We start from the raw sequence: 18,277 nt of genomic DNA on the forward strand, positions 1-18,277 counted from the left end.
AGCCGGAGTAGTAACACCACAGCAAGTATTTGTGAAAAAAGATTATTATTTCTTTATTTTAAGTACTATCTTAAATCCAATTAACCCTGATAACATCAAGCTGAAATAGTGTTCAGGCACTTTGTTTGCAAGACAACCCATTAATTAAAATAGTGAGAGGGATAAACAATGACTTTCGTATCTGATATTGTTCTGCTAAAAGACTTAACATCGTCATCAGATCAGGATTTGGGCCGGGTAAAAGCCGTAATTCCGGCGACAGTAAATCGTTTAACCAACCCGACGTTAGCAAGTATTTTTGGTAATGACCTGAAATTTGGTATTGCCTCCTTTAAGGATAAGCCACTACCGCCTCTTGGGGGTTACGCTGACTATGTATATAAACCAGAAGTCGCTTTAACAAATAATGTAACAACAATCAAAGACAAAATCTTTGACTTGAAAGCTTTTGGTGGCAATGATAGCTCCGAATCACAATTAGACGCACTCTTATACGCAGCTTTAGATAGCGGTGGCAGTCTCGGTTACAGAGTCGGTTCATTTCGTATTGTTATAATTGCTACCGATAGTATTTATCACGTTGCAGGCGATCGGGCAGCAGTTAGTCCAAGTGATACTATTGCCAATAATGGAGATGGTGTAATTGATCCTAATGAAGATTATCCAGAGATTGGACAAGTAAAAACTGCGCTAGAAGCAAATAACATTATTCCAATTTTTCTCACTACAAGTGATGTTGCACTCAATTACCAGACACTAGTTACCCAGCTTGGCCGAGGCAGTGTACTGACTCTTGATTCTAAAAGTGAGAATTTTGCTGATGCCATAAAAGAGGCAATTGCTCAATCCAGAAATGTGATAAGTAGTGATGTTGTTACGACAAATGGAGACGATACCTTTAGTTGGGGGAATTTTTCGGCTGGCGATAAGGTTATTTTTGCTGGGGATGGTAATGACAAGATTTCGCTTTCTGGTGTTATTGGTAATCATTACATTGATGGGGGAGCAGGTTCTGACATCCTTGTTGGTGGAGATGGTACAGACAGAATAGATGGGGGTAGTGGTGACGACAAGCTTGTGGGGGGCAAGGGTGATGATACTCTTTTTGGCAGTAGTGGAAATGATGTTCTGATCGGGAACAAAGGCAACGATTACCTACAAGGAGATAGTGGGGACGACTTCTTAGTAGGAGGCGCTGGTTCAGATAAGTTTGCATTTGCAACAGGGTCAAAGTTTGATATTAAGGAACTCGGAGTTGATACTATTAATGATTTCAATCCCAAAGAAGACAAAATCCTACTATCTAAATCTACCTTTACCGCTCTAAGTAACTCAGTTTTCCCAACTGAATTAAATTCCGCAGACTTTGCTACAGTGACAAACGATACTTTAGCAGCAAGTAGTAGCGCGGTGATTGTTTACAATAGCGCAAATGGTTGTCTCTTTTATAACCCCAATGGTTTGGCAGATGGTTTTGCAGATATAAACTCCGGGGGTAAATTTGCACAATTGAGTGCTAGCTCCTTTCCGGCTCTAACTAACGCTAGTTTTGAGTTAGTTTTGTGATTGATTGAGCTTAATTTTCAACTTCACATAAGAGACTTTCAAGAAATAGAGTATTCAGGAAAAGTGAGATGCTCGAGGCAAACAAATTGAACTGAGATTACTCTATAATTTTCTAAAATCAATCATTGTCTGACGATAAGTATCTGGCAAACCTGTATCAAAACACTTGCCTTGAACAACATATCCTGTCATTCCCTTTTCCTGACATAATCTATCAAGACAAGAGGTTAACTGAAATTCGCCTCGTTCTCGGAAATTTTGGTTGATGTGTTCTGCTAAAAAATCAAAAATTCTTGGTGTTAGTAAATACAAACCAAATATGCATAAAAACTCATTTTCTGCCATTCCCTGTACACGCAAATGTTGTTGTGCATACTCAATGGTAGGTTTTTCATAGAGTTGTGTAACTTCTAGAATGGAGTTTAACTCATGCCAAACTCCTGTTACACATCCAGATGTATGAAGATTTTCTCTTGGCGTTGTAGTTAAGCTAACAACGCTTTGATTAACTTGCTCATAAACATCTAAAAGTTGACTAGCACAAGATTTATTAATATCAGATGCATAAATATGGTCGCCCAACATTAGCAAAAATGGCTCATCTTGCACCCAATTTTTGGCACAAAATACCGCATGACCATAGCCTAATTGCTCCTCTTGCAATAATATGGTAACTCTGCTTCCTAAATCTTCGAGATATCGGCTATATTCTTGATTTTGCAGTGAAAGTTTATTTAAAAGTTCTTTTTTGGGTGGCTTCTTGAATAAATCTTCAAATACTTCTTTATCATCCGGCTGTACTACAATCCCCACTTCTGTAATTCCAGCACTAATTGCCTCTTCAATAATTGCTAAAATTACAGGTTTTGCCCTACCATCTCGATCAATAATCGGAAAAAGTTCTTTTTTCACAACTTTAGTAGCTGGAAATAACCGAGTCCCAAAACCAGCTACCGGAATCACAGCTTTTCTAACTTTATTTTTCTGCATCAATCCTTAATCCTCATCAGCTTAAAATCTCCCCTGCCTCTTTGTCACCCCAACTTCTCAAACAACTCTGCTAACACCACATTAGAAAACAAAAACCCTTGGGGATCAGTCAAACGCAACCTTCCCTCTGCAACTTCCACCCAACCTTTCTCAAAATATCCTTGCAAACAACAGCAAATCTCCTCCACCTTCTCTTCCCCAAACCCCTCGGCCAACGCCGCCAAACTCACACCTTCCGCCAAACGTAACCCTAACATTAACGTTTCTAACAATACTTCCTTTGGGGGAGTCACATCACAATCAATCACACCGCCAGCTTGCACCCACTGGTAATATTCCCTAGTTTTACGTGGACGAGTGAAGCGTTTCCCATCAACATAACTCGCTGCACCCATACCAAAGCCATAGTAAGGGCGATTTTCCCAATAGACTCGATTATGCCGACACTGATGACCAGGTTGAGCATAATTAGAAATTTCATAATGCTCATAACCTGCACTAGTCAAAACTTGTTGCCCCATCTGGTACATTTTGACTGTAGCTTCATCCGTAGGCAAAGGAGTATCGCCAGGTTTGTAGTAACGCCCAAAAGCTGTACCTGGTTCGATGGTAAGATCATAGATGGAAATGTGAGTGGGTAAAAGTGCTACCGCTTTAGCGAGAGAATCTTGCCATTGATCCAAAGACTGATGCGGCAACCCAGAAATTAGGTCTAAACTAAATTCGGGAATCTCGACTTGGTGGATTAGTTCCACAGCTGCAAAAATATCTTCAACTGAGTGCGATCGCCCTGCTCTCTGCAATAATTCTGATTGAAAGGCTTGTACACCTAAACTTACCCGGTTTACGCCTGCACCGCGATAGCCTGCTATATGGGCTAAATCAAAGGTGCCTGGGTCAATTTCCATAGAAATTTCTGCCCCAGAAGCAATACCAAAATGCTTCTCTAGTTCTGTTACTATCCGTTGTAACTGCTCTATTGATAACAGTGAAGGAGTACCACCACCGAAGAAAATTGTCTTCAGAGGTTGACCAAATGCGCGTGTAATAGCAATTTCTTGACATAACACCTCAACATATTGAGAAATAGTACCAGATGTTTCGCCCCGCAAGCGATCGCCCACAACAGACACCGGAAAATCACAATAAAAACACCGCCGTCTGCAAAAGGGAATATGCACATACGCAGAACTCGCAATTCCAGAAATACTAAATTTTTGACTCATTTTGAGAAAAGATGAATTTAAGCCAACTGCGAATTAGAGACAATGAAAATGAGATAAGAATTCAGTCCTTCTGAAGTCAGGAGCCAGAAGAACTCTAAAATCGAGCGTGAAATCACTTCTAGATTTTATTAAAATTATCAAGTTTGGGTATCAAAGTCTTCTTAATTCTGACTTCTGGATTCTGGATTCTGAATTCTTACAAAACAAGTAGTTTCTTTACAACTTTTTGTCGTTTTACAACGAAACAATGAAAAATATGAAGATAAAAGCCTTTGGTTATAATAATTGCAGATATTGCCCTACTAAACCCTTAGTGTAAGTCAATATTGATGAGTTTATCTTACCGATGAAATAAAAAATACTTAACTTTATCGGTGAACACAGTTGCAGGAAAACAAGACAACCATGCTTGACGCCATTATTATTTTTTCATTCATCTTAGCAGCGTCGGGAATAGGGTTCTACAGCATTGAACTACTGCCCAATGGCACACTAGATCAGGTAACAAATCTTGAAGCTTTACGCTTGGTTGTTGCCGTCTTTGCGGCTATTATTGGTGGTGCGATCGGGCTGAGTTTCCAGACGACATATCGTCGCCTAGAATCACAAATCAAAGAAATGCCTCTGGAAGTGATTTTAACTCGTGCGATCGGCTTAGTGATTGGGCTATTACTAGCTAACCTGATGCTAGCCCCACTATTTTTGCTACCCATCCCGGCGGATTTTGGATTCATTAAGCCACTGGTGGCAGTTGTCGGCAGTATTATCCTCTCCGTGACTGGCATGAATTTGGCAGACACCCACGGACGAGGCTTACTGCGGTTTATTAATCCCAACACCGTCGAATCGATGGTAGTAGAAGGAACGCTAAAACCCGCCAATACCAAAGTTTTAGACACCAGCTGTATTATCGATGGTCGCATTGAAGCGTTACTTGAAACAGGATTTTTGGAAGGGCAAATTCTTGTACCGCAGTTTGTTTTGCAAGAACTTCAACAAGTAGCGGATGCTAGTAAAGACCAAAAGCGGGTTCGGGGAAGGCGAGGACTAGAAATTCTCAACCGCATCAAAGAAGAATATCCCGATCGCATCGTGATTAATACAATTGACTACGAAGATATTCCCACAGTCGATGCCAAGTTGGTGCGCTTTGCCCAAGAAATTAACGGCACATTGTTAACCAACGACTACAACTTGTCTAAAGTCGCTAGCGTCCAGAAAGTACCTGTTTTAAATGTAAATGATTTAGTGAACGCCGTCCGTCCCAGTTATTTACCAGGTGACAACCTTGATTTGAAAATTCTCAAGGAAGGCAAAGAACCCAGTCAAGGCATTGGCTACCTAGATGACGGCACAATGGTAGTCGTTGAAGAAGGCAGCAGTTATGTGGGTGGTGAATTGCGAGTAGTAGTCACCAGTGCTTTGCAAACCACCGCAGGAAGAATGATTTTTGCCAAACCCCAAGCTTCCGCATTAGCGTGAGGCAAATGTCCGGTGCAATTAAATATAAATTGTGCATACGCGCAGCGTCGGCGCGGCCATCGGTGCAGTCAACCTGCACCGATTATTTATTTGGACTCACCAGAGTCAGTTACCTGCAAATACTGTAACTGCTCAATTGATAACCCTGTCAACCTTGCTATTTGTTCTAATGGCATACCAGTATTAAAAAGATTGGTTGCCACTTCAAGTAAAGCTTCAGCTTTGCCTTCAGCTTTGCCTTCAGCTTTGCCTTCTTCTAAAATATCTTGATAAATCACTGACTCGCGCATAATATCTGACCTCAAAACTCGTCTGATAACCTCTTTGTCTAATACTAAACCAGCTAAAATTGCTGTGGAAGCAGCAATATTACTTTGATTTCTTGATTCTGTCATACTATTAATTTCTCGTGCAACTTGATTAAGCACGGCTTCTGGATCAATTGTACTACTCAAAACTGCAAAGGGTAACAGCCCAGGCGTTCTCAGAAATACTTCAGTTGGTTGTTCCCAAAGTCTGATAACTGAAAATTCATGGCGTGTTCCAGCAATTGTAAATGTATTTTGTTGCACCAACTTTGAATTTGTCTGCTTAAGATAAATTACAACTTGATGCATTGCTTTGTCTGGAAAGCGGCGATACACTCGCAACCGATAGTCAATCATCCGAAAAGGAATTTCAGCATCAGGTTGGGTTTGAAATTCCAAATGTAAAATATTTTGCTCCGACTGTAGCAGAATTAGGGCATCAGCACGAATGGGTTCGAGAGATAATTCTTTTGGACTGAGTTCGGTTAAAGTAATAGGTTCGCCTAATAACCAAGTGGCAAAATCGCTGGAGAAATTTTCAGCTAAAAATTTACAGATATTGTCAAACATTTTAGAATTTTACCAAATAGCTCACCCATTTGCTATTTATATTAATTTTGTTAATTCAAACATCTATTAATATTCTAATTTTTATAAATATTTAATGGTAAATTATCTAGAACTTTGTGGAACTAATGGATGCAGAAACTAGCGATCCTTTTGGTAGAAGTATTTACTGTCGCTCCAACAAAGTGATAAATTTTATGCCGTAAATTTGATGCATAAATGAAGGAAGACTATAAAAAACGTATTAAAGCGATCGCTTCTACAAGAGTTGTGAATATACCAATTTGGGTAGCAATAAGCTGTAATTCCGCGCTTGGCGATCGCTTCATTATCTATAATGATGACAAGTTCACTCGTCAGTACCAAGTTAATGCTGATAAATCTCTAATGGTAAATTATCTGGATCTTTAAAAAAAGTAAATTTTTTATTTGTAATTTCATCAACTCTAATATTTTCTACCTCTACTCCTTTAGATTTTAAATAAAAAACAGTTTCCTCAACATCATCAACTTTAAAAGCAAGATGTCTTAAACCACAAGCCTCTGGTTTACTAGGCCGTTCTGGAGGATTTGGGAAAGAAAATAGCTCTATTTGAGCATTTTCTCCAACTCGTAAATCTAATTTATAAGAATTTCTCTCAGCGCGAAAAGTCTCTTGAATAATTGGAAATCCTAAAACTTCTACATAAAATTTTTTGGAGCGATCGTAGTCAGAACAAATAATAGCTACATGATGAATACCAGTAGTTTTCATTGGTGTTTTGCTTGTTTTATTACAACTATTAAGAGAGTGTACGTAGTTGGTAACACAACCACATTACACCCTCTCAAGTATAGATTAAGCTTTAATCTTTTTAGTTGATCTTACCTTCCTTTTCAGAAACAAGCCAATGCTGCCAACAACAAACATGCTAGCTAAAGTACTGGGTTCAGGTACTTGTCGATAAGAAACTATACCGGAATCGGAAGTTTCGGAGGAAACAGAAAATAATGTTCCACTAATGTCGTAACTTTTATCAGGATTAGCTTTGTCAAGGAAGCTGTACAGCAATCCAATAGGTGCGTTATCTGCTAAGGATACAGTTGGAAATGCAACGGGATAATCTGGATATTCAACATCATCCTTTGCAGTGTAAATATTGGGATCATTATCGAATTGAAAACTTAGCGATTGCACTGGCGCTACTGGGATATTATCATTACTGAAAGTTGCATCATCAAAGCTAAATAGACCGTTACCCTTAGCTGTAGAACTATCAACATTGAACGCATAATTAATAATTGCAGCCGATGCAGATTTAGTGGTTAAAGTAGCTAAACCCAGAATCAGACTAGTAGCGATCGCTAATTTTTGAAACAATTTCATCTCAATTTTCCTGTCGCATTAGATAAATAAACTATTTAAACCCTGTAGAGACGTAGCAATGCTACGTCTCTATATTTTCACCAAACGTCTAAGACTTAATTCTTAGCGCCAGTAGAGTTATTCGTTTGACTCAATTGCCAATTCTTTAGAAGTTGATCGCGGTTTTGCCGTAAGTTTTTACCGTTACGTTCTTTAGGATAAGGAATATTATCGCCCTTAATTCCTTCCCAAAGAATTTCGTTGAATTCTTCTGCATCCAGGTTATCTTCACCGATAAAATTGAAACCCTTGGTTATAGCAGCCCACCATTTTGCATCATTTAGAATGGGCACAGCTGCTGTATTTTCAACCTTGGGATCTTGGCAAGCTGGTACTAGTTTCGGATCTACAGGTTTTGCACACAAATTACCTGGCACAATCGCTGTGTAAGGCTCAAAGTTCGGTTCTCTAATGAAAGCATCTGACATTGGTTCAGCATTAGCATCAGTAATTGCCAAATACTTAATATTTAACAAATCCTCTATCGTCCGCAATATATTAATGGTGTTGTAGTTAGTGCTAACGAGCGCACCCCGTTTTGTATAGGGTGAAATAACGTAGGCTAACGAACGGTGGGAATCAACATGATCTGGGCCATTTTGAGAATCATCTTCAATGATGAAAATTGCTGTTTCTTTCCACTCCGGCAAATGAGAAATTTTCTCTACCAGCTTGCCAATAGCATAGTCATTATCTGCCATTTGCAATTCAGGAGTATTTAGTCCAAATAAAGCAGTGCCAAAGGAACCAAAATGATCGTGAGATAAACGCACAAGCATTAAATTGGGTAATCCATTTTGCTTAAGATCCCTTTCCCATTCGTTGTACAAATAAATATCGGCATTATTTTGATCGAATGACCGGAAGTAAAGATCGGTTTTATCCAACAATGCAGTTTTAGTAACAGGAGCTTGAGGAATTTTGTCAGCGTAAGGGGTTGGAGAGATGGGAATATAAGCCGGGTTTTTCGGATCGGGTTTAGTAGGATCGGTTTGGCTAGTAGTGTAAGGAATTCCGTTATCAACGAAGAAACCGTAATTGCGTACAGTCTTGCCAGCACGTAGCGCCGTATCCCACAGATAACCACCAATGGCATCCGGTTTGAGATTACCATCTCCTTCGGGAGCATCAACATCCCTGTCTCCAGGTAATATGGAAGATCGCCCAGAAGGATCTAAAACTCCTGTTATACGGGTATTGATTGGCGAGTTATTTGAGGAAGTTTGCGGTAGTCCAAGACTGATATTCCGATTTGTACCTTCGTAATCGTAGGTTAAGCCGTTAAAGCCAGCGTTACCGTAAAGAACTGATTGACTTTTTTCGGTGTAGTCTGTAGTACGACCGTAAGTAGACCAGTTCCAACCTACTCCACTGGATTCGCCACTGTCGTAGAAGTTATCAAAAGTTGCAAAGCTAAGGGACAGCTTGTGATGGTTGGGTGAAATCTTGTAGGGAAACAAGGTAAGTGCTGGGTCGCCATTACCGATAGGTAAGTCACCGAGTACCTGGTCATAGGTACGGTTTTCTTTAACTATGTAGATAACGTGCTTAATTTTGCCTTGTAAATACCTCATTGTCCGGTCAGGACGACGACTATAAAAACCGTTGTTTTTGTCTACCTGGGTTGAAAGCGTAGCCAAAGTACTGCTACTTGGCACTGGAATAATTGAGATACCAGCTTTTTCTAAAGCCCAGTTGTAATCGTTTTTAAAATTAGTGTTACGTGCTTCTCCTGCTGGTGTCGTGCGACTGTTTGACGGGTTGGGGCCGGAATTACTCTTGGCATTGACAACGTAAAGTCTTTGACCATCAAGACTGACACTTACAGAATTAGGATACCAGCCAGTGGGGATGCGTCCATTCACCCGACTAGCTTGCAAGTCTACAACAGCGATCGCATTCTCGCCGCCTAGAGTAACATAAAGTGTTCGTCCATCTGGACTGAGAGCTAAAGAGTTGGGATTAGCACCTTTATATTTTTCACCAGGGCGAGACAGAGAGATGGTTTGAACAACCCGATTGCTATTTGTATCAATGACTGAAATCGAGTCATCATTACCATTAGCTACATATAGTCGATTTTGATCGGTCGAAAGCAGTACTTTGTTGGGCTGGCTACCTACTGGTATACGAGTGATTTTTCCAGAAGCAATTTCAACAGTAACTACTTCGTCATCGCGCTGGCTACTAATAAAAACTTTAGCTGCTTGACCTTTTTCTGTACTTTTGATAGCGACATCAAAAGGAAATTCACCAGTTGCTATTTTATCGCCTGCCCTAAAGAACTTAATTTCTTTAGTCACCTTACGGGTAGGAGTATCAACGATTGATATAGAGTCATTTTCAAAGTTTGCAGCTACTAAGGTCTTACCATCCTGACTAACTGCAATACCTGCTACAACTGCTCCTGTACTCACAGCTTTGGCTGGTGTATCCTTCAACAAACCACCATCATATTTAGGGAAGGGTGCAGTTTGGTCAGAATTGTGACCTAGTAGAATAAACGGGGCATCTGGTACGTACTGACTACCATTAGATGCATAAACATAAACGCGATCGTCAATTCCGCCTGATACAAAGAAGCGTGAGCCATCTTTAGCCCAAGCCAAACCGTTATAGGTATTAGGAATATTAATTTGTTGTTTTTTAACTAACTTACCGCTAGTCACATCATAGACAAAAACCCATTCTGCTTTTGGGGTTGTTGTACCACTTGGCTTGCCAGTTAGCGGGTCTAATACAGGATAAGTGAAAGTATTACCTGTATTTTCATCCTTGAAGTTTTGGTTATAACCACTAGTAAGCACCAGTAAAGTTTTTCCATCAGGGCTGAGGGCTGTGCTTACGGCTTCAGCAGCATCAGCATTATCATCTGTACGTAAACCAGTTCCTAAAGGTGCAAACGTCGAACCTGGTGCTGCTGCGGGCGTGATGATTTGACCTGTAGGTAGCAAAGCTGCTCCACTTTGTGAGTTACCAACGGGTCTGGTAGTTCCAGCGCCAGCTGATTGGATACTTGCACTCAAGCTACTTACCAGCAAAAGACTTAATAGATACCCTTGGTTTCTACTAGTTTTCATGCAATTTTTCTATGAATAGGGATAACCATAACTATTCAAGTACAGATATTTATGGTTGATGGTTAAGCCATGAGTAATTTTTGGTTATGTTTTGGTAGTAGCAGATTTTATCTAGTTAAGTTATTTAAACACCTTGTTTCTTTTTTGACGTTACTGAGTGGAAATATCAAAATCCAGTTTTATTTTTGAAGTTTATAAAATTAATTGCTAGTATTTTTAATTTTGAATTGTTAGTTTTACTTTTAAATTGTAATTATTTCATTGTTACATTTTAGACTTTATGAATTTTTATATATAACGTGGTTTTTATTTGTTTCTCCCTAGTAGATTGTGAATGCTACTAGTAAAAGTTTTATACAAACTTTAATATTTTTACTTAATTTAAGCTTAACTTTTACTTAACCACTGGTAATAGATACTAAAAAAGTAAAAAACTGACAATATTTTTTAATAAATACTGTCTTTTAGCAATAGAAGTGATATGCTCAACAAAAGTCTTATTTTGTCATTGTTGGTGTTATTTGCAATAGCTCCTGCTGCCAATGCAGAGGTTAAATTGATTGCAATTGGGAGCCTAGATGGTAAGATTAGCGATCGCTCCACCCAAACATCTGCTCCTCTAGAAAACGGCGTTGCGGGAAACCTTTTGGGTGGTCTAGGGTCAGGACTAGCTTACGCTGGCAATAATACCTTTATCGCTATCCCAGACCGAGGCCCAAATGCCGTCTCATACAACAGCGCTGTGAGTGATACAGCATCCTATATCAACCGCTTCCAAACTATCAAATTGGAACTTATACCAAGCTCGCTTGGTTCAGCGTTGCCTTTCACCCTTACCCCTTCCTTAATTGACACAACTCTCTTATCAAGTAATGAGCCTCTTTACTACGGAAGTGGTGCGGGATTGGGTGTACCTAGCGGTGTCCCAGCCTTAAATACCAACGGTAAATACTATTTCACTGGACGCTCAGACAATTTCGACCCCAGCCAAATCTCAACATATAGCAACAATGCGCGTTTCGATCCTGAAGGGGTGCGTGTATCTAAGAGTGGAGAGCAGATATTTATCTCGGATGAATACGGCCCTTACATATATGAATTTAACCGCAATACAGGCAAGCGTATCAAAGTCTTTAACCTACCTAGCAAGTTTGCAGTCAGCAACTTGAGTCCTGTTAGTGATACAGAAATCAATGGCAACACCTCCGGTCGGGTTACGAACAAAGGTATGGAAGGACTTGCAATTACTCCCAACGGTAAGACACTGGTTGGCATTTTGCAGAGTCCACTACTCCAAGACGGTGGTACTAATGGTGCTTATACCAGAATCGTCAAGATTGACATAGAAACAGGTGCTACTCAGGAATACGCTTATCAGCTAGATAATATTGGTACGGCAGATAAACCGAAATATCCCACCGTCAGCGAGATTTTGGCCATCAACGATAACGAATTCTTAGTAGATGAGCGCGATGGCAAAGGTTTGGGCGACGGCTCTAAGGCTGCCTTTAAAAAGATTTATCATATCGATCTGACAAATGCTCAAGAAGTTAGCAATATCACCGGGGAAAGCAACCTTGTTGGCAAGGCGGTTAGTAAAACCCTGTTCCTCGATGTGGTGACTGCGCTGACTCAATACGGCATCAAAAAAGAGGACATTCCAGCCAAGCTTGAAGGTTTAGCCTTCGGAGAAGATGTGGTTGTCAACGGAGTCGAAAAGCATACATTGTTCATCGCCAATGACAACGATTTTCTTGGTACTTTAGCGCCAGATACTAACCATTCGACAAGTGTCGACAACCCAAACAAATTTTTTGTTTTTGCGGTTGACAGTATTGACTTACCAGGTTTCGTACCGCAGAAGATTAAAGGAAAAAACTGATATTGAGTTTGGTTGATAGTGATTGTTAGAAGCTGTTAGAGTAGGAATTTTACCTACTCTATATGCCAATACGGTTCAGTTAAGGCTAAAACTCTTTGTCAAACTCAATTTTTTTAACGAACCGCCAAGGACGCCAAGGACGCAGAGAGAAGAAAGAAATGCTTAACTGAACTGTATTGCTCTATATGCTTAACTATTTTCGTTTGTTTGCTAGCTTGTTAAGAGAGGCAAGAGGAAAACTGAGCTAGGGTTACTTCCATGAAATTAGATTGCATCACCAGCAATCCAAATCGCATGAATGGACAACCTTCTATTCGTAATCTTCGCCTTACCGTTCGTCGGGTGATTGAGTTATTAGCTACCTACCTTAATCGAAAAGAACTGCGCCAAGAGTTTCCCGAATTAGAAGATGAAGATATTCAGCAAGCCTTAATTTTTGCATCGTCCTACTTGGGCGATCGCTTTATATTGAAATAATCTGGATTTCCGTTACTCGGTGCATTGGTTTGGTTGGCTTTTCAGTAGTGATCAGTTGATCGGCTTTAATTTGCAGAGCAGCCGCCACATGAAGTGCATCCATCGCAGCTAAACCGTAAGTACAGGCAATTTGAGAAGCATTCTGTATAATTTGCTCTAAGTCAGTTGCCCAGTGAATGACAGAACTAAAAAATGTTTCGTAAAATTCTGCTTCGTCTTGTTGCTTGTTAAAAGTTGCTTTAGGCAGGACTTCTAACTGAACGAAGCTACTTGAGGCAAACTCTAGATTTTCATCGTTAAGAATTTGATGAGCTACAATGCTGACTGACTGAATGCCACAGAAAGCGCTGATGAGTACACCAGAGTCTATGTAAGTCTTCTTAAGACTCACGGAATCCACCTCGACGTTCAGCAAGTTCAAGTTCAATTTCGTCTTCGTTGAGAAGTTGCAATCCAGCAGCGATCGCTCTTTGTCGGATCGACCATAATTTTTTGGCTAAGGGTGTTTGTGGCACAAAATCAGATTCGGCAGGTGTTGTTTCTGGCTCAGATTTAAGTAGTTCAACAAACTCCAAAACTTTTTGTTGCTTTTGGGGTGTAAGTTGTCGCCAGTGTTCAAGTAGTTCAACTTCATTACCCATAAATACAACGCACGTGAATGATTTTTCTATTTTAGTGGCAGAAGCCTTAATTTTTGCATCGTCCTACTTGGGCGATCGCATCATTGAACTACCTAACCGCGATGAAGAGTGGTTCAAAGAAAGCATCACCGAGTTGTCCTTTTAATAAACCAGGGGTGCGGGGTTATGTACGTTCTTGACTTAAACCTAGCCGAAAGTAGTGAATTTGGTCATAAATTTCTGCTAGTTTGTCTTCAGGGATGTCTTACAATTGTTGGACAATCTTCTGGATCAGCATAAATCAAACTCTTCAGTGGTTGTTAATCAATAAGTTAGGAATATACGATTACTTTGTTGCTCAATTGAGGAATAAAATATTTTTTCTTGCTTTGCACCAAGGCGCAAAATTTTCATACCGTTAATCAGCAACGTTGAATTTTTGCTATTCCTGTAAAACAGTCTTTGATACAATCCTAGTTTTCTTGAGGTCTGCTTCCGAAAGTTCTTCTCCAGCTTGCAAGCGAGTGGCGGAAGTTTGCAACACTGTCGCTGCCCCTTTATCTCCAATTTGTAAGGCGGTTTTAGCTGCTGTTTGCAGCATCGTTGCTGCACCAGTGCGATCGCCTTGTTGCAATTTCGCCTCGGCTAACTGGGTTTGGCGATACTTTGCTAATGCTAAAATAGACTGTTGTACCTGCGGATTAGATGTTGGTTGATACGCCCGCACTACATCTGCATACACTGGCATCACGGGCGAAAGTAAACCTTCTTCGTTAACCAACGGGTCATCATAACGAATTTGTAGATGAGCGATCGCTTGCTTCCCCTCTGGCAATTGTCCCAGATAAATGTTCGCCAAAACTACCCGTTCTACATCCTGCATCAAATCTCCCAAACGGACAGCAAAGCTACCATCAGCTTCGGGTTCTACTGGTAACTCGATTGTGTCTGGGGCAACTTGGGCAATGGGTTTCAATTCTGCTAGTCGGACATTAGGTACTAGAGATAACAGCAAGTAGGCATTAGTTAGCCCAATCGACTGAATCCGGCCAAACAGTCGGTTAAATTGCTCTACAGCTTGTTCAGGGCGTTCAATATGGGCTAAAGTGCCACCACCGACATCGGCAATTTTTTCTAGCAAATCCTGATTCCAGCTATTGCCAAATCCGAAAGTGTTGATAGTTAGGTTCAGCTTGGCAGCCTTTTGTGCCAGTTTCAGACAGCGTTTGTTGTCATCTCGCCCAATATCCCATTTCCAAATCCGCAAAGCACTTTCACCATGCCCATCCGTCAGCAGAAACGCCTGGGAAACAGCGCCTCTTGTGCCCTTCATCAGTTCTGTAATTCCCAGTTCCAAACCGTCAGCGATCGCAGTGCCGCCGCTAGCAGTCAGTTTGCTTTTTATTTGAGATTTGATGCTTTCGGGGTCTTCAATTGTTTGGTTAGGGATAATGACTTCCGCAGTGCCGGAAAAAGCCACAACTGAAATGCGATCGCCTACTTTCAACCGATCAATTAATCCTTCTACAGCCTGGATCACCGTATTAATTGGGTGTCCATGCATGGAACCACTTTTATCCAAAATCAAGCAGAGATTGAGTGGTAGATTTTTGTCAGACTCATCAGCAATCGCCGAAATTGTAATTGCCAATTGACGTTGGCTACTTGTTTGAGCGACATCAACATTATTGTCATTTAACGCCGAGAGCAATTTAACTTTCATTGAGGAGGGGTATCTTGCAAAACTGTTTTAGAGACAATCCGGGTTTTCTTGCGATCGCTTTCGGATAAATCTCCACCAGATTGTAGCTGGGTGGCAGAAGTTTGCAACACCGTCGCTGCACTTGTATCTCCCATTTGCAGTGCAGTTTTAGCAGCCGTTTGTAACATTGTCGCCGCACCAGAGCGATCGCCCTGTTGCAATTTCGTTTCGGCTAGCTGGGTTTGGCGATACTTAGCTAATGCTAAAATAGAATGTTGTACCTGGGGATTCGGGTCTGCTTGGTAATTTTTGACTACATGGGCGTAAACTGGGATATTTGGTGTAACTAAACCTACCTTATTGGCGGCTGGATCATCGTAGCGGACTTGCACATGAGCGATCGCTTGTTCACCTGTTGGCAATTGTCCCAAATAAATATTAGCTAAGATTACCCGTTCTGCATCTTTCATTAAATCTCCCAACCGCACAGCGAAACGGCCATCAGCTTCTTGTTGCAGTGGTAACTCAATTGTGTCTGGGGAAACTTGGGCTACAGGTTTAAGTTCGGCTAACCGGACATTGGGCATCAAGGAGAATAACAGATAAGCGTTAGTCAATCCTACAGTTTGAACGCGGCTAAACAGGCGATTAAATTCTTCTACTGCCTGTTCGGGCTTTTGAATATAAGATAAAGTACCTAAGCCAGCATCAGCAATTTTTTCTAAAACATCTTGGTTCCAATTATCACCAAATCCCAAAGTGTTTAAAGTCAAATTATAGCTAGCAGCCAGTTGAGCGAATTTTAAACAGCGATTATTATCACCGTGTTCATTTTCACCGTCGGTTAATAAAAAAGCTTGAGAAACAGTATCTTTTTTACCCTTTGCCAACTCCTCAATGCCTAAGCGTAGTCCTTCATCAATCGCAGTTCCACCATCGGCGGCGAGGCGATTAATTTGCTGTTTAATTTTCTCTGGATCTTCGACACTTTGATTAGGTACTAAGACTTTGGCACGGTGATCAAAAACTACCACACTGAGGCGATCGCCAGGGTTAAGTCTATCTACCAGACGATTCGCGGCTTTTTTGACTGTTTCTAGCGATCGCCCGTTCATCGAACCACTATGATCGAGAATTAAGCATAAATTCAGAGGTACATGGCGGTCTTGATTTTCTGCGATCGCCGAAATCGAAATTCCCAACTGACGTTGACTGTTCAGTTGATTTGCGTCCAAATTACCATCATTCAAGGCAGGCTGCAAATTAACCTTCATAACTCAAAGTCCCTATTCAGGATATACATATTAAAAAATAACTTCAAAGCAACACTTTAACTCTACGGAAAACCTATCCAACACAAATACACTAATATAATCAGAATATCTTAGAAGCCAAGCATTGGCAGATGCGAAGCCGCCTTTAGCATTAGGGAGAAATCCGCACCTTAAGGAAGGCTGGCATCGCGCTAGGATGTATTACAGTTAACGGCATAGTTTCAGGCGATCAGTTGCTATGGACATTTCCCCAATTAAGGCTGTTCAAGCCCCGTATTACGGCGATAACTTTTACCGGACACCACCGCCAGATTTACCTTCCCTCTTATTGAAGGAGCGAATTGTCTATATTGGGATGCCTCTGGTGCCTGCTGTCACAGAATTAATCGTGGCCCAATTGCTGTTTTTGCAATCTGACGACCCCGAAAAACCGATTAAAATTTATATCAACTCCACCGGCACTTCCGGTTACAGTGGCGAACCCATTGGCTTTGAAACCGAAGCCTTCGCCATTTATGACACCATGAAATATATCAAACCTCCTATCCATACCATCTGCGTCGGTTCCGCAATGGGTATGTCAGCGATGCTACTCAGTGCTGGTACAAAAGGTTGCCGTGCTAGTTTGCCTCACTCCTCGATTATCCTGCATCAGCCCAAGAGCTACGCCCAAGGTCAAGCAACGGATATTCAAATTCGCGCCAGGGAAGTTTTGGTAAACAAAGGGGCATTAGTTGATATCTTACATCGCACCACTGGACAACCTCCAGAAAAAATTACTAAAGACATGGATCGCTTGTTATATTTAACACCCTACGAAGCGAAGGAATACGGTTTAATTGACCGAGTTTTTGAAAAAGAAGAACTCGCTAATCCCCCACTTCCTGCCAGTGTGCTTTAATTTGTCCTACCCTGCGGGTTCGCCCTTGGCGTTCTCGAAGAGTAGCTGCTAGCGCGTCTATGTCATTCGTCCTTTGTTAATAACCAAAAATTATTAATGACCAATGACTAATGACCAATGACTAATGACCAATGACTAATTAAGAACGGAGTAAATTATGCCTATAGGCGTTCCTAAAGTTCCTTACCGGATGCCCGGAGGACAATATACAGATTGGATTAGCATCTACGATCGCCTTTACCGGGAACGGATTATATTTTTGGGGCGAGATATTGATGATGAAATTGCCAATCAGATTATCGCTGTAATGCTGTATCTGGACTCCGATGATCCAGGTAAAGATATTTATTTATACATCAATTCTCCAGGTGGGATGGTTACATCTGGCATGGCTATTTTTGACACCATGCAACATATCAAATCAGATGTAGTGACTATTTGCGTAGGTTTAGCGGCTTCAATGGGGTCTTTCCTGCTGGCAGCTGGCACTAAGGGCAAACGCCTAGCATTGCCTCACTCACGGATTATGATTCACCAACCTTCAGGTGGCACCCGTGGACAAGCAACCGATATCGAAATTGAAGCTAGAGAGATTCTACGGATTCGTCACCAGCTCAATGGCATTTATGCCGATAAAACCGGGCAGACCATAGAAAAAATTGAAAAAGATATGGATCGTGACTTTTTCATGTCTGCCGAAGAAGCAAAACAATACGGTTTAATTGACCGTGTGATTGAAGAAAGAACCTCGGTAATAACAGGGGAGTAGGGAGTAGGGGAGCAGGGGAGCAGGGGAG

Annotated in this window: 17 protein-coding genes; 7 read left to right on the forward strand and 10 right to left on the reverse strand. The window is 41.0% G+C overall.

Translation table 11 applies throughout. The annotated features are described in order from the left end of the window. Positions 1 to 168 precede the first annotated feature (168 nt). A complete protein-coding gene (locus RMY00_RS00860) occupies positions 169 to 1,566 on the forward strand; it encodes a hypothetical protein (RefSeq protein ID WP_322645752.1) in 1,398 nt (465 codons plus the stop codon). Between the two features lie 102 nt (positions 1,567 to 1,668). Here the strand turns inward: RMY00_RS00860 and RMY00_RS00865 are convergent, their stop codons facing one another. Together RMY00_RS00865 and hemW are read right to left on the reverse strand one after the other, a co-directional pair. After that, on the reverse strand, positions 1,669 to 2,556 hold the full coding sequence (locus RMY00_RS00865; protein WP_322645753.1) for a UTP--glucose-1-phosphate uridylyltransferase: 888 nt from the start codon (positions 2,554 to 2,556) through the stop codon (positions 1,669 to 1,671). 44 nt (positions 2,557 to 2,600) lie between these two features. Further along, entirely contained in the window at positions 2,601 to 3,782 is a 1,182-nt protein-coding gene (hemW, locus tag RMY00_RS00870) for a radical SAM family heme chaperone HemW (protein ID WP_322645754.1), read from the reverse strand. Positions 3,783 to 4,187: 405 nt separating this feature from the next. Between hemW and RMY00_RS00875 the strand changes: the two genes are divergently transcribed. Further along, on the forward strand, positions 4,188 to 5,264 hold the full coding sequence (locus tag RMY00_RS00875; protein ID WP_109008493.1) for a PIN/TRAM domain-containing protein: 1,077 nt from the start codon (positions 4,188 to 4,190) through the stop codon (positions 5,262 to 5,264). Between the two features lie 86 nt (positions 5,265 to 5,350). On the opposite strand, the gene RMY00_RS00880 is transcribed toward RMY00_RS00875, so the two are convergent. From RMY00_RS00880 to RMY00_RS00895, 4 genes are all read right to left on the reverse strand, one after another. Then, positions 5,351 to 6,142, reverse strand: a complete 792-nt coding sequence (locus RMY00_RS00880; RefSeq protein ID WP_322645755.1) for an Rpn family recombination-promoting nuclease/putative transposase — start codon at positions 6,140 to 6,142, stop codon at positions 5,351 to 5,353. A gap of 364 nt (positions 6,143 to 6,506) precedes the next feature. After that, a complete protein-coding gene (locus RMY00_RS00885) occupies positions 6,507 to 6,893 on the reverse strand; it encodes a VOC family protein (protein WP_322645756.1) in 387 nt (128 codons plus the stop codon). Between the two features lie 84 nt (positions 6,894 to 6,977). Further along, entirely contained in the window at positions 6,978 to 7,505 is a 528-nt protein-coding gene (locus RMY00_RS00890) for a PEP-CTERM sorting domain-containing protein (RefSeq protein ID WP_322645757.1), read from the reverse strand. Between the two features lie 95 nt (positions 7,506 to 7,600). Then, positions 7,601 to 10,624 (reverse strand): beta-propeller fold lactonase family protein, encoded by a 3,024-nt coding sequence (locus RMY00_RS00895; protein ID WP_322645758.1) that lies wholly within the window; start codon positions 10,622 to 10,624, stop codon positions 7,601 to 7,603. A 481-nt stretch (positions 10,625 to 11,105) separates the two neighbouring features. Here RMY00_RS00895 and RMY00_RS00900 point away from each other — a divergent pair, with 481 nt between their 5' ends. After that, positions 11,106 to 12,506, forward strand: coding sequence for an esterase-like activity of phytase family protein (locus tag RMY00_RS00900; protein ID WP_322645759.1), 1,401 nt, complete (start codon positions 11,106 to 11,108; stop codon positions 12,504 to 12,506). Between the two features lie 258 nt (positions 12,507 to 12,764). Next, positions 12,765 to 12,983, forward strand: coding sequence for a DUF433 domain-containing protein (locus tag RMY00_RS00905; protein WP_322645760.1), 219 nt, complete (start codon positions 12,765 to 12,767; stop codon positions 12,981 to 12,983). On the opposite strand, the gene RMY00_RS00910 is transcribed toward RMY00_RS00905, so the two are convergent. Further along, complete coding sequence (locus tag RMY00_RS00910; RefSeq protein WP_322645761.1) at positions 12,970 to 13,374, reverse strand: type II toxin-antitoxin system VapC family toxin; 405 nt, start codon at positions 13,372 to 13,374, stop codon at positions 12,970 to 12,972. The two genes, RMY00_RS00905 and RMY00_RS00910, sit on opposite strands and share 14 nt — an antisense overlap. Further along, positions 13,364 to 13,624 carry a hypothetical protein gene (locus tag RMY00_RS00915; RefSeq protein WP_322645762.1) on the reverse strand — a complete coding sequence of 87 codons (261 nt, stop codon included), beginning with the start codon at positions 13,622 to 13,624 and terminating at the stop codon, positions 13,364 to 13,366. Before RMY00_RS00915 ends, RMY00_RS00910 begins: the two co-directional genes overlap by 11 nt. Before the next feature lie 13 nt (positions 13,625 to 13,637). On the opposite strand from RMY00_RS00915, the gene RMY00_RS00920 reads away from it, so the two are divergent. Beyond that, positions 13,638 to 13,769, forward strand: coding sequence for a hypothetical protein (locus tag RMY00_RS00920; RefSeq protein ID WP_322645763.1), 132 nt, complete (start codon positions 13,638 to 13,640; stop codon positions 13,767 to 13,769). Between the two features lie 276 nt (positions 13,770 to 14,045). Here the strand turns inward: RMY00_RS00920 and RMY00_RS00925 are convergent, their stop codons facing one another. Together RMY00_RS00925 and RMY00_RS00930 are read right to left on the reverse strand one after the other, a co-directional pair. Continuing rightward, complete coding sequence (locus tag RMY00_RS00925) at positions 14,046 to 15,326, reverse strand: VWA domain-containing protein (protein ID WP_322645764.1); 1,281 nt, start codon at positions 15,324 to 15,326, stop codon at positions 14,046 to 14,048. Next, positions 15,323 to 16,579, reverse strand: a complete 1,257-nt coding sequence (locus tag RMY00_RS00930) for a VWA domain-containing protein (RefSeq protein WP_322645765.1) — start codon at positions 16,577 to 16,579, stop codon at positions 15,323 to 15,325. Before RMY00_RS00930 ends, RMY00_RS00925 begins: the two co-directional genes overlap by 4 nt. 238 nt (positions 16,580 to 16,817) lie before the next feature. On the opposite strand from RMY00_RS00930, the gene RMY00_RS00935 reads away from it, so the two are divergent. Further along, complete coding sequence (locus tag RMY00_RS00935; RefSeq protein ID WP_109008535.1) at positions 16,818 to 17,480, forward strand: ATP-dependent Clp protease proteolytic subunit; 663 nt, start codon at positions 16,818 to 16,820, stop codon at positions 17,478 to 17,480. A gap of 157 nt (positions 17,481 to 17,637) precedes the next feature. After that, positions 17,638 to 18,249 (forward strand): ATP-dependent Clp protease proteolytic subunit, encoded by a 612-nt coding sequence (locus RMY00_RS00940; protein WP_109008536.1) that lies wholly within the window; start codon positions 17,638 to 17,640, stop codon positions 18,247 to 18,249. The last annotated feature ends 28 nt before the right edge of the window (positions 18,250 to 18,277 follow it).

Source organism: Nostoc sp. ChiVER01 (assembly GCF_034531155.1).
GTDB lineage: Bacteria > Cyanobacteriota > Cyanobacteriia > Cyanobacteriales > Nostocaceae > Nostoc.